Below are 12553 nucleotides of genomic sequence, written 5' to 3'. Positions count from 1 at the left end.
ACGCGCCCCTATGCGCCCGAACCCATAACGCAAAACACCCGCCGGACGAACCAACGGGTGCTGAATTGGGTATTTGTCAGAAACTGTTTAGCTGACAACGCGGTACCGTGCATGGGGTGCCGGGCTTTTGACCATGGACGCACTGATCATTGGCGTTCCGGCCACCTCGGCAGCATCTTCGCCCGATTGTGTGTTGGCAGATTCATCCCGCACAACATTGTCATTTTCTGAAAGGGCCAGATTGCGGGCATTGTCAAAGAAACGCAGTCCGCATTTTTCCATGACGTAAAGCGTCTCACCGCCCCACTCGCCCGTCCAGACCATGCCAGAAAGACCCGCCATTTCTTTTTCAATGCGGGTTGGTGAAATCGGCATCCCAAGGCAGGTGGTCAAAAGGAAGGAAAGCTCCGCTGCTGTCACCCCGTCTTCACAGCATTCTTCTGCCAAAACCGACATCACGGCCATGGCAACAACCTTGAGCGAAACCTTACGGGTCTCAAGCCCCGGAAAACGGTTCTTTTGAAGTTCAACAAAGTCACTGGCGATACGATCAACGTCCCCACGGATCACGTAACGTCCACGCCATACCCGACAGCTTGTTCTGGCTTCCCATTCCCGCATCGTTCTGTCCCACCCGTTTTTATGTCCCTAAGTAAAAACGATACATCAACCATACATTCAGTCAACATATTTTTCGACATTTTGTACTATTTTCGACATTCCAGACGAAACCACTGATATCCCGCCCCGGAGACAACATATCCGTCTTCATTTTCAACCGGTTCAAGATAGCCACGTGATAATGCCACATGGAAATCACGGCTGAAATTTCGTGGCATCCGCACATGTTCCTGACGGCGTAAAACACGACGAATATCATCACGTGTGATAAAGCCCCGCCCATCCCGATAATGCAGCCAGATTGCCGCCACCAAAATGGTTTCGGCAAAACCACGCGGCTGCATACGGCCAATCAAATCACCAAGAGACCCAAGAAAACTTGTGAGAAAGGCACCAGGATCAACGCCCCCAGCCGGATCATATGCATATGCTGAACCTGCCGTCTTCTGAAGCACTTCACCCCCGACACCAAACCTGTCGTATCCACCACGGGGCCCGTCATTGCCAGCCCCGCCTGGTGTCACGCCACCCAAATGCTCCCCACCGGACTGCCCCGAATCCTGTCTCGGCACATGCAAACGCGACGGGTATTGCCCCCCTTGTTGAGGCACACCATTCCCCGACATGCCATCAGACAGCGAAACACCCGGAACCTGCATAGGCTGCCCAAACAACGCTGCCATAACAACGGGCAGGCGCGCAGGCGGGATCGCGCATTCGAGATCCACCGGCCCAAAGTCGCCTTCGCCCGTAAGTTTGACGTGAATTATTGCTGCCAAGGTTGCCATCACTCCTGATTTACCCAACCCCAGTACCATACATTACGTACAAAAAACAACGCTACATATTAATTTTTGTATACTTTTATACACACATCACATTGTCTGAGCACAATTTTACCCTCGACAAGCTGCGCACTAGGGTCACACCATGACCACAATGAACAACAATCAAGGGCACATGGCCTGATCCGTTTTGGGCCGCCCACTTAAGCGCACGTCGCCCCAAACCAAACAGACGTGCGCCTCGCCTTTGCGCTACCAACAGGGAAGGATAAAGAACAATGACACGCCTTTTGTTTCGCCAAAACGCTTACGCCAAAAGCTGCGATGCGGTCGTAACAGGCATATCTGAACGCGGGATCGAGCTTGATCAGACCGTTTTCTATGCCATGTCCGGCGGTCAGGCTGGCGACATCGGGGTATTGAAAACGTCATCAGGTTCTGTTCTTCCCATCGCAACGACAGTGAAGGACCGCGAAACCGGACGTATTTTGCACATCATCGAAGATGACCATGCCCTGCCTGCCATTGGCGACACGGTCACGGCCGAACTGGACTGGGACAACCGGCACAAATTGATGCGGTTCCACACCTGTTTGCATCTTTTATGCGCAGTGATTGACGGGGATGTTACCGGCGGCAATATTGCTGCCCACAAGGCACGCCTTGATTTCAACTTGCCGGATGCTGCCTTGGACAAAGACGAAATCACTGAAAAGCTAAATGAACTGATCGCCCGCGATGCGGATGTCTATGACGGCGAAATCAGCATTGCCGAACTCAAAGCCAACCCGGAACTGGTCCGCACCATGTCGGTCCAACCTCCAATGGATGGCAATTCCATCCGGACCGTGACGATCGAGGGAATTGATTTTCAACCCTGCGGCGGAACGCATGTCAAAAAGACTGGCGAAATCGGCCCGGTTTCCGTCGCCAAAATCGAAAAGAAAGGCCGCCAGAACCGGCGCATCAACATCGTTTTTGACGTTTAATGGAGGAAGCAAGATGGATGCAGTACAGCTTCAATTTCTCAATTATCGTGGCTCGGACCCTCTCGAAGGCCTCAAAATCGAGCTTGATGTTATCGATCCAAACTTAGGCCATTTAGATGATGACCATGAAACCAAAGATCATCGACTGGGCACAATCCTCATTTTGATTGAGCTTGAAGCGCTTACCGCTTTAAACAAGCATCTGAAAACTCTGGATCAGACCATCCACAAAAAACTTTATGAACAGAATAGCTTAGAGATCATCAACGCCATAAAAACCAAGAAATTGGACCCTGAAACGGGCGTCCCTTATGATAGAAACATCACAATTACCGTCGATGACATACGATGCCTAATCTGAGCTGAACTGATCCACTCAAGTCCTTGCAGGTTGCCAGCATGAAGCTCTGCCGTTACAAATTTAAGAATTACAGGACCATGATAAAACGATCCCGGGACCAACCGGGGTCATGCAATACCCACCATTGCTAACCGGAGCTTGTCCATGAGTAACCCACTTTCCGATGCCCTGGTCTCCACCCAGTGGCTGGCGGATCACATCGACGCGCCGGACGTGCGCGTTGTTGATGCAAGCTGGTACATGCCAGCTGACAATAAAAACGCCCGCGACATTTATAACGCACAGCATATTCCCGGCGCTGTCTTCTTTGATATCGACGAAATTGCAGCGGATGACAGTGCTCCACTGCCGCATATGATGCCCGATGCCATCAAGTTTTCCGCCAAAGTGCGCAAGCTTGGTCTTGGTGATGGTGTCCGCATTGTGATTTATGGCCAGACCGGTTCTGCCCTTGCCGCGTGTCGCGCATGGTGGATGCTCCGCCATTTTGGTCATCACGATGTTGTCGTACTTGATGGTGGGCTTCCGAAATGGATTGCTGAAAACCATCCGGTAACCGATGCCCCTACTCCGCCGCGCGAACGCCATTTCACGGCACGCGCCAACAGCTTCTTGCTGCGCGAGTTTGATCAGGTACTTTCGAACGTGAAGACCAAGCGCGAACAACTTGTTGATGCCCGCGCTGCCGAACGGTTCCGGGGCGACGTTGCCGATCCTTGGGGCAAATCGGGCCACGTTCCGGGATCCTACAATCTGCCATTTAACGTCCTGGTGAATGCCGATGGCACCTTTAAGGATGCGGATGCGATCAAGGCGGCATTCGATGATGCCGGAGTTGATCTTGATAAACCTGTTGTCGCGACCTGCGGTTCGGGTGTTACAGCATGCGTTCTTGCCATGGGGGCCTATATCGCTGGTCACAAGCAGGTCGCTGTGTTTGACGGCTCCTGGGCACAATGGGCCACCACCGAAGACAGCCCGGTAGTAACAGGCCCGGCATAGATCGCACATTCTCGTTTCCAGATAAGCCGAGTAATCAAATGCCCGCTCCCTCGCCATATGGCCAAACCCTTGCTGATAACAGCGCGGATGCCGCCAAGAGCGGAGCGGGCATTTTGCTTGAACAGCTTAAATCCCCCTCAGATGGCGATATCACCGCAATCACGGTGCTTTGGATTGCAACCGGGTTAATCCCGGCCATTCGCGATGCCCGCCAGGATATTGAAAACTGCATCAATGCCGATCACGGCAGCCTGATTGTTGCGCGTCATCCTGATGACGGCCATATCATCGCCACCATGATGACCGGCCATGACGGTATCTTTGGCTGGATACATTATCTGGCGATTGCCCCGCACGCTCAAAGCAATGGCATCGGGCGTGCACTGGTCGATCTTGCCGAAGATATTTTGCGATTTTCCCGCCTGCCTGAGATCCGGGTCACAATCGAAAGCCCCGCTGCGGGTGATTTTTACGCCAAACTCGGCTATGAATTACCCAACAATGTCACCGATCAGGCATCCCCTGATACCAATCGAAACACGATTATGCGCAAGAGCTTAGTTCAATGACCCCATCCAATCCGCGCAAACTCGAAGTTGTTATCAGCTTCCTTGAAATGCAGTCCCCACCCGAACGCGCACCCGCCATCATCCCGCCGGGCAAGGTCGCGATTGTTCGGGCAGAAAACCCGACACTGTCCTTTTATCGCTACTTATATAATACAGTCGGCGAACCGTGGCTTTGGTGGCAACGCCGCCTGATGAGCGATGATGAACTTGCCCCGATCCTGGCTGCGCCTGAAACCCATGTTTTCGTGCTTTATGTCGCAGGCGTTCCTGCCGGTTTTGCCGAGCTGGAGCTATCCGATCTTGAAAAAGACGGCGTAATTGACCTTCATTACATGGGATTGCTGCCGGAATTTATCGGCAAGGGTTTTGGAAAATACCTTTTAAACTGGGCGATTGACACGGCCTGGAGCTTAAAACCGACCCGCGTGACGGTAAATACCTGCACTTTGGATCATCCAAGTGCATTGAGGGCTTACCAAAAGGCTGGCTTTGTTGTATACGACCAGCGAACGGACATTGTTGATGATCCGCGCGATGTTGGGCTGATCCCGCCAATTGATCATCATGTTGATCATGATGGCCAAATTGATGGTGACGCGCCTGATGCCGACAGCGACCCTGAAAATGCAAATAATGCAGATTCAGGAACTTTGATCGTTGACTTTCCCGAGCGTGCAAGGTAACAAGCGCGCCTGAGTTTACCCAAGCCAGAGGATGATGACCCATGGCAGTGCCAAAGAAAAAAGTGACCAAGTCCCGTCAGGGCATGCGTCGCTCGCATGACAAGCTCGCCAAGGGCTCGTACCGCGAAGACAAAGAAACCGGCGAACTGCATCGCCCGCACCACATTGACCCGAACACCGGTATGTACCGTGGTCGTCAAGTGGTCGAGCCTAAGATGTAATTCCGATCCAGGGGGCTTTGGCTCTTTGGCGGTTTGCGACGCTATATAATTCCGCGCCATCCGTTTTCGAATGGCGTCTGATTTAAAAAGGGATGAAGCCGTTTGGTTTCATCCCTTTTTATTTGCCCGAACAGCATCAACCAATCCGGTGCCAAAACAAAACGGACGGACAGTTCCCTGCCCGCCCGTTGATATCTTGCTTGATCGTCTTCGATTAGGACCTTTTAATTGATCCCGTCGGTTCCCGTACCGCATACAATCACACCAACCCGGCCCGGATCATCAACACCCAGTCGCCCAGTCATCACGGCGGCAATACCCGCTGCTGCTGAAAGCTCAACGGCAATGCCAAGGTCCTTCCAAAGCCAGCTTGCGGCTTTTTGCATTTCCTCGTCCGTCACCAAGGCAATGCGATCAACATTCTTGCCAATCAGATCGACATTCAAGGCAGATGACTGACGCGGGGCCAAGCTGGTCGCGGCTGTATTGACACTTGGCAGGGTCACGACCTCACCGACTTTCAGGCTTTCAAACAGGGTCGCCGCCCCGGTTGGTTCTACCCCGATTATCCGAATAGACGGGCGCAGCATGCGGGCCGCCGTTGCAACACCGGAAATCAACCCGCCACCGCCAATGGCAACAACAAGCGTATCAAGATCAGGTTGCTGTTCAAGCAGCTCCAGCGCAATCGTGCCTTGTCCTGCAATCACTTTGGGATCGGCAAAGGGATGGATATAAGCCATGCCGGTTTCCCGCGCATGATCCATCGCCGCACGGTTCGCATCATCCCAAACCGCCCCGATCAGGGCAACATCAACACCCTGTGCGCGCAGCTTTTCGACTTTTGGCTTTGGCGTATTGGTCGGTAAGAATATTTTCACCGGCACACCAAGGGTGCGCGCCGCATGGATCACCCCCATGCCGTGATTACCCCCCGATGCCGTGCAAAGTCCCGAAGACCGCTTATCCTCATCCAGTGACAGGGCGGCATTCATCGCCCCACGCGCCTTGAATGATCCCGTGACCTGCATGTTTTCAAGTTTTAGAAACATTTCAGGGATTTGATCCATTGCGGCAAAGCCCGATTTATCGGAAAAACCCGTTACGCCAAACACCGGGGTCAGACGCATATGGCTTGAAATTGCGCGACGTGCGGCACGGAAATCCTGAAGTTCGATCACGGGGGCTCCTTTGACGATATTGATGCTGGTTTCGGATCAGATGGGGCGGCAACCGGTTGGCCGATCTCACAGAAATAACCCGGATCGCTGATTTCACAATAGGTTTTGCGTAAAAACCCTTGATGGACTGCCACCAAGATGGTTTGACTAATACACCAAGTTAAAAGGATTTCTGCCCAAGGAGACGCACCACCAATGTCCGCCCAAAGCCCCAAAAAAACTGCTACTAGGCTTGTCCATGCAGGTCGCCGGTCCAGCCAGTATCACGGCGTGGTCAATCCACCGGTTCTGCATGCATCTACCATCCTGTTTGACAGCCTTGCTGAACTTGAAAAGGCTGGCGCATCTGCACCGGGCAAGGTCACCTATGGTCGCCACGGCACACCGACCCGATTTCTTCTGGAAGAAGCCGTTGCTGAACTTGAAGGCGGTTATGGCACGCTATGCGTATCGTCCGGGGTTGCAGCGATCAACAACGCAATTCTGGCGTTCGTGAAGCCGGGCGATCATATTCTGGTCACCGACAGCACCTATTACCCGACTCGCAACCTGTGTAATGCGTTTCTTAAAAAGTTCGGGGTTGAAACCGAATATTACGATCCGACCATCGGCGGCGACATCGCAAAGCTTATCCGCGATAACACGGTTCTGGTCTGGTGTGAAAGTCCAGGTTCCCTAACTTTCGAGATGCAAGACATCCCGGCAATCGCTGATGCAGCCCATGCACGCGGCGTTAAGGTTTTGCTTGATAACACCTGGGCATCACCACTTCTGTGCCGTCCGTTTGAATTGGGTGTCGATGTGTCGGTTCAGGCCGGAACGAAATACATCGTCGGCCATTCCGACGTCATGATGGGCACTATCACAACCGCCACCGAAGAAGACCTGCTGACGATCAAAAAACAGGTCCTGATTTCCGGTGATGCGATTGGGCCTGATGATTGCTATCTCGCACAGCGCGGGTTGCGCACCCTTGGGGTTCGCTTGAAACAACATCATGAAAGCGGCCTTAAAGTTGCCAATTGGCTGCAATCACGCGCCGAGGTCAAACGCGTTCTCCATCCCGCCCTTCCCGATGATCCCGGCCATGCAATCTGGAAACGCGATTTTTCCGGCGCAAGCGGTCTGTTTTCTTTCGTGATGGACCCGGTCGAGAAAACCCAACTCGCCAACATGGTCGACCATATGGAACTGTTTGGCATGGGCTTTAGCTGGGGCGGGTTTGAAAGCCTGATCTTGCCATCCGACCCGGCCAAAATCCGCACAGCCACCAAATGGGAAGAAGACGGCCAACTGATCCGCCTGCATATCGGCCTTGAAGACGCCGATGACCTGATTGCGGATCTTGAAGCCGGGTTTGAGCGGCTGAAAACTGCGTGATCGGCTTTCATATCTAAAAAACAACCGGCGCAGAATGCCCTGCGCCGGTTTTCGTTTCTTAAATAGACTCCCATCATACCGATGGTTGATATGATAAAAATATCACATTCTAAATTACACGATGATATGATTAACCGTCTGAAAATATGAACCAATTAGCCATCAGGGTATGGCGCCTTATGATACCGGAAAAAATGACGCGATTTATACGGGGCCTTAGCGCCAAACACGGCTTTGCTAACGGAAACTTTCCTGCTTCTTGTCCAGTCCGCTGGATCGGGAAATGACGGCACGTACTGTCTTTGCAAAATTAGGAACGCTTCGTTTTGATTTCGGACCTGCCTGTGTCGGGATGTTCGCGACTTTTCCCCAAGCGGTTGCCTATGGTCTGATTGCGCTTTATCCATTGGGACGAGAATGGGCATCCTTTGGCATTGCGGCCAGCATTGGCTGCGCCATTCTTTTTGGCATTGTATCAGGGTTTTTCGGTCCAAACCGCTTTTTGGTCTCCGGTCCGCGTGCTGTCACGGCACTGATCATTGCATCGGCCATTCATATCGCCCTTCATCGTGGCTCCAGCCCGCAAGAGGCACTTGTTATTGCCTTTGTTGCCGTTTTCGGGGCTGGAATTTTCCAGATGATCGCCGGAACTTTGCGTTTTGGTCATGCGGTTTCCTATGTGCCTGATCCGGTTCTGTCTGGTTTTGTCAACGCATCCGCCATTCTGGTGATACTTGGCACAGTGCCAACTGCCCTTGGCAGCACAGCCCCCTCTATCGCGGGACTTATCGAAAGCCACGACAGCAACATCCTGATCTTCGCCCTTGTGGTCAGCTCCATGACCGTACTTGGCCATTTTGCCTTGGGCAAACGCATCCGGTTTATGCCCGCTGCAACCTGTGGGCTGATCGTTGGCATGGCGGTCTATTATATCGGTGTTTCATTTTTCCCCTTGGCCAAGGCCCCGTTGGTCGGGGTGATTGAAATTTCATCTCTTTGGCACAAACCAATTCTTTTTGATCTTCCGGCTGTTCTCGACACCCTGACCGGCAATCTCGACATTGCCTTGACCAGTGCGCTGACCATCGGGCTCCTGACATCTTTTGATACTGTCATTTCAAGCCGCGCCATTGATGCCCGTGTCGGACATCATAGCAATGTGAATGCCGAATTGCGCCTGCACGGCGTTCTGAATGCCGCGATGGGCTTTATCGGGTTCCTTCCGGGATCTGGCGCGTTAAGCCGGTCCCTTGCCATTGTCGATGCCGGGGCGCGCACACGCGCTGCCAATGCCGGAACAGCAATCTTGTTCGCGCTAAGCCTGATCGTTTTTGCCCCGGTGGTTGCCGCACTGCCCCTTTGGGCAACGGCGGGCATGTTGATTGCGATTGCCCTTCAGGCCATTGACCGCGCCACCGTTGATAAGGCATGGAAACTCGCAACAAAGCGCCTGCCCTATCCACGGGTCATCCTTGGCGATGTTTTGATCGGGATATTCGTTGTCAGCGTCGCCCTTGTCTTTGATCTGGCGATTGCCGTATGCGCCGGGGTTCTTGTGTCTGTCGTCCTGTTTGTTCTGGGTATGAGCAAAAGCCCCGTACGGCGCAGCTATCGCGGGTCACGCGTTCATTCACGCATCCTGCGCAATGCAACATCCATTCAATGGCTGGAACAAGAAGGCGACCGCATCGGTATCATCGAGCTTCAAGGTGCTTTGTTCTTTGGCTCATGCGCCAATCTGCGCACCGAAGCCATCCACTTGCTTGAAAACGGCGTGGATTACCTGATCCTTGATTTCCGTCATGCTACATCAATCGACAGCACCGGTGCGGCAACCCTGCGCGCCCTGCACTTGCAATGCGCCAAAGCCGGCAAACAGCTTTTCGTGAGCCATATCGAACCGGAACGCCGGAATCGCACGCTCCAAACCAAGACCAGAAATCCGGATCACCCGTCCAGCCCCCGTCACGGCAAAGCCAGACCACGGTGGATATGGCTGACCCTTGATGCCAATGGCGTCATACAGGCCCTTGGCAAAGAAAACTTTTTTGATGATACCGACACCGCCCTTGGCCATTGCGAAGAACTGTTGCTGCAACGGTTTGGCGGAAAATTGCGCAATAACAAACGCAGCCTGTTTGCCAACAGCCTTCTTTTAAAAGGCATGACGCGTGCGCAAATCTCGATACTTGGTCGCACGACAAAACGGCAACGGTTCGCAAAGGGTGATGTCATTTTCGCACAGGATGATGAATGCGACCGGGCCTATTTCCTGGTATCGGGGCGGGTGGATGTTTTGATTGATGTACCGGGCACCGGCCGCAAAAAACGCATCAATACCTTTAGCGAAGGAACCATGTTTGGCGAATTCGCTGTCCTTGATGGCGCGCCGCGCTCCGCAACGATTGTTGCGGCGACCGATGCGCTGTGCCTGTCAATCGAACGCACCGAATTTGCCGCCTTGCGCGACACCCATCAGGATGTTGCTACAATTCTACTTTTGAACCTGAGCAAAGTATTTGCCGGTCGTTTGCGACTGGCCAACACCATGATGTCCGAACTGGAACAATAACCTTTTGGCCCGGCACACTGGATTGCTAAGGATCGCTAAACCGCGATCCGTTTCCAGAACTGCCCCACAACCCCGGACAGCAGAAACAACCCTGCTGCCGAAATCACAATGCTTGGCCCGGCAGGCGTATCGACATGCCATGAGAGGCTGATACCGGCTAAAACCGATGCCGCGCCAAACAGCGCAGCCCCAATCGCCATTTGTTCGGGCGTTCTGGCAAAGAACCGCGCGCTGGCGGCTGGCACGATCAAAAGGGCTGTGATCAAAAGAACCCCGACAATCTTGATTGCCATGCCAATCACAAGCGCCATCAACAACATAAAGATCAAGCGTAACCGTTCGACCGGGATGCTTTCAGCCGCAGCAATTTCCGGACTGACAGTAAGCGCCAAAAGCGGTCGCCACATCCAGATCAAAACCCCGACGGCAAAGATACCGCCCGCGGCCAAAAGCCAGATATCGCCCATGGTAATGGCAAGAATATCGCCAAACAGATAGGCCATGATGTCAACAGCCACCCCTTGGACAAAGGCCAATGCCACCATGCCCAAGGCCAATGTCGAATGGGCCAGCATGCCCAGAACCGTGTCGCTGCCAAACCGGGCCTGCCGTTGCCCGACGGCAAGGATCACGGCACTGGCAAGACAGGTCGCAATCATGCCAAGCCGGACATCCACCCCGATCAAAAGACCAAGGGCGACACCAAGCAACGCCGAATGGGCCAGCATATCGCCAAAGAACGCCATCCGCCGCCAAACAATAAACGCCCCGAACGGCCCGCAGACACAGGCCAGTAACACACCACCAACCACAGCACGCAGCAGAAAATCATCCATCATTTTCGGGTTACTGCCTCTTGCTGACTGGCCGCGTCGTTCCGGGTATGAGTGTGGTGGTCATGTTTATGATGCGCATGACTATGCCCGTGATCATGGTCATGTGAATGATCATGACCACATCCGCCCACCACATGGCCGGAAATATCATGTTCGTGATCATGTTCGTGGGTATAGATGCCAATCGCATCGGCTTCTTGCAGGCCAAACAAGGATCGATATTCCGGGTGTTGGCGCACGGTTTCGGGAATGCCCGAACAACATACATGGCGGTTAAAACATACCACCTGATCGGTCTTTGCCATCACCAGATGCAAATCATGCGATATCATCAGAACCGCGCAATTATGCTCATGGCGGATGTCATCGATCAAACGATACAATCCCGCCTGCCCGGTCACATCAACCCCTTGGGTCGGTTCATCCAGAACAAGCAGTTCCGGGCGCAATAACAATGTCCGCGCCAACATCACACGCTGCGATTCACCACCCGAAAGGCTGCTCATCTGCGCGTCAATGACGTGGGCGGCCCCAACTTGATCCAGAACCTTTTCACATTCGGGCCGACTTGCACGCTGGGTCAGGGTCAAAAACCGCTTCACGGTCATTGGCAAAACCTGATCAATCGCAAGTTTTTGCGGAACATAGCCAATCCGAAGACCGGATTTACGCAAAACATCCCCCGCATCAGGTTTCTGCAACCCCAAAAGCGTTTTGACCAAGGTTGATTTTCCAGCCCCGTTGGGGCCAATCAATGTGATGATTTCACCGGCATGGATTGAAAGCGACACCTGATCAAGCACACGTTCACTGCCAAATGAAAGGGTAAGCCCCCTGCCCTCAATGAGTGGCGCAGTCATGGCACAGCCCCTTGATTTCAACCGTGGTTGCCTGAATGTCAAAGCCGACCTGACCTGCGGCCTTTACAACCGCATTGCTCATATCTTCATTGACGGCCTCGGCCACACGGCCACATTGGGTACAGATAAAATACTGCCCCAGATGTTCACAATCGGGCCGGTCACAGCCGAAATAGGCATTAAGCGATTCAATCCGGTGCACCAATCCAAGATCGGTCAAAAATTCCAACGCACGGTAAACCGTCGGCGGCTGCACGCGCTGTCCTTCCGATGTCAGCGCATCCAGAAGTTCATAAGCCGTCACCGCCTTATGCGATTGCCAAATCAAGGTGAAAACCTTGCGGCGCATATCGGTAAATCGCGCATTTTCGACGTCACAGACTTTCTCCGCCTGCGTAAGTGCGCTATGCACACATCTGTCGTGATCATGGCCCTTTTTCGGGAAAAGATCGCTCATCGTTCGCTATCTCGTATCAACGGCACTTCGGCAGTG

General features: G+C 53.3%; 14 protein-coding genes. 8 read left to right on the top strand and 6 right to left on the bottom strand.

Features of this window, described 5'->3' with window-relative positions; translation table 11 throughout:
• Window positions 1-87: 87 nt before the first annotated feature.
• Window positions 88-621, bottom strand: a complete 534-nt coding sequence (locus tag RIC05_RS15995) for a hypothetical protein (protein WP_350045652.1) — start codon at window positions 619-621, stop codon at window positions 88-90.
• An 86-nt stretch (window positions 622-707) separates the two neighbouring features.
• Window positions 708-1400: a hypothetical protein gene (locus RIC05_RS15990; protein WP_350045651.1), complete on the bottom strand. Its 693-nt coding sequence runs from the start codon at window positions 1398-1400 to the stop codon at window positions 708-710.
• 284 nt (window positions 1401-1684) lie between these two features.
• Here RIC05_RS15990 and RIC05_RS15985 point away from each other — a divergent pair, with 284 nt between their 5' ends.
• The 6 genes from RIC05_RS15985 (at window position 1685) to rpmF (ending at window position 5231) form a co-directional block, all read left to right on the top strand.
• Complete coding sequence (locus RIC05_RS15985; RefSeq protein ID WP_350045650.1) at window positions 1685-2395, top strand: alanyl-tRNA editing protein; 711 nt, start codon at window positions 1685-1687, stop codon at window positions 2393-2395.
• Window positions 2396-2408: 13 nt separating this feature from the next.
• On the top strand, window positions 2409-2756 hold the full coding sequence (locus RIC05_RS15980) for a hypothetical protein (RefSeq protein WP_350045649.1): 348 nt from the start codon (window positions 2409-2411) through the stop codon (window positions 2754-2756).
• A 144-nt stretch (window positions 2757-2900) separates the two neighbouring features.
• Window positions 2901-3758 (top strand): 3-mercaptopyruvate sulfurtransferase, encoded by an 858-nt coding sequence (sseA, locus tag RIC05_RS15975; RefSeq protein ID WP_350045648.1) that lies wholly within the window; start codon window positions 2901-2903, stop codon window positions 3756-3758.
• A 38-nt stretch (window positions 3759-3796) separates the two neighbouring features.
• Complete coding sequence (locus tag RIC05_RS15970) at window positions 3797-4327, top strand: GNAT family N-acetyltransferase (protein WP_350045647.1); 531 nt, start codon at window positions 3797-3799, stop codon at window positions 4325-4327.
• On the top strand, window positions 4324-5010 hold the full coding sequence (locus RIC05_RS15965) for a GNAT family N-acetyltransferase (RefSeq protein ID WP_350045646.1): 687 nt from the start codon (window positions 4324-4326) through the stop codon (window positions 5008-5010). Before RIC05_RS15970 ends, RIC05_RS15965 begins: the two co-directional genes overlap by 4 nt.
• Window positions 5011-5051: 41 nt before the next feature.
• Entirely contained in the window at window positions 5052-5231 is a 180-nt protein-coding gene (gene rpmF, locus RIC05_RS15960) for a 50S ribosomal protein L32 (protein WP_007090029.1), read from the top strand.
• Between the two features lie 224 nt (window positions 5232-5455).
• Here rpmF and RIC05_RS15955 read toward each other — a convergent pair whose 3' ends face one another.
• A complete protein-coding gene (locus RIC05_RS15955) occupies window positions 5456-6412 on the bottom strand; it encodes a threonine ammonia-lyase (RefSeq protein WP_350045645.1) in 957 nt (318 codons plus the stop codon).
• Between the two features lie 195 nt (window positions 6413-6607).
• Between RIC05_RS15955 and metC the strand changes: the two genes are divergently transcribed.
• Together metC and RIC05_RS15945 are read left to right on the top strand one after the other, a co-directional pair.
• Entirely contained in the window at window positions 6608-7792 is a 1185-nt protein-coding gene (gene metC / locus RIC05_RS15950; RefSeq protein ID WP_350045644.1) for a cystathionine beta-lyase, read from the top strand.
• A gap of 283 nt (window positions 7793-8075) precedes the next feature.
• Window positions 8076-10364 (top strand): SLC26A/SulP transporter family protein, encoded by a 2289-nt coding sequence (locus RIC05_RS15945; RefSeq protein WP_350045643.1) that lies wholly within the window; start codon window positions 8076-8078, stop codon window positions 10362-10364.
• A 35-nt stretch (window positions 10365-10399) separates the two neighbouring features.
• Here the strand turns inward: RIC05_RS15945 and RIC05_RS15940 are convergent, their stop codons facing one another.
• From RIC05_RS15940 to RIC05_RS15930, 3 genes are read right to left on the bottom strand one after another with little or no spacing between them, the layout of a single operon-like run.
• Entirely contained in the window at window positions 10400-11203 is an 804-nt protein-coding gene (locus RIC05_RS15940) for an iron chelate uptake ABC transporter family permease subunit (RefSeq protein WP_350045642.1), read from the bottom strand.
• Complete coding sequence (gene znuC, locus RIC05_RS15935) at window positions 11200-12060, bottom strand: zinc ABC transporter ATP-binding protein ZnuC (RefSeq protein WP_350045641.1); 861 nt, start codon at window positions 12058-12060, stop codon at window positions 11200-11202. Before znuC ends, RIC05_RS15940 begins: the two co-directional genes overlap by 4 nt.
• Window positions 12041-12517 carry a Fur family transcriptional regulator gene (locus tag RIC05_RS15930; protein WP_350043739.1) on the bottom strand — a complete coding sequence of 159 codons (477 nt, stop codon included), beginning with the start codon at window positions 12515-12517 and terminating at the stop codon, window positions 12041-12043. Before RIC05_RS15930 ends, znuC begins: the two co-directional genes overlap by 20 nt.
• Window positions 12518-12553: the final 36 nt, after the last annotated feature.

The organism is Thalassospira sp., from assembly GCF_040218635.1.
Classification (GTDB): domain Bacteria; phylum Pseudomonadota; class Alphaproteobacteria; order Rhodospirillales; family Thalassospiraceae; genus Thalassospira.
This window is presented reverse-complemented; position numbering and strand designations above follow the sequence as displayed.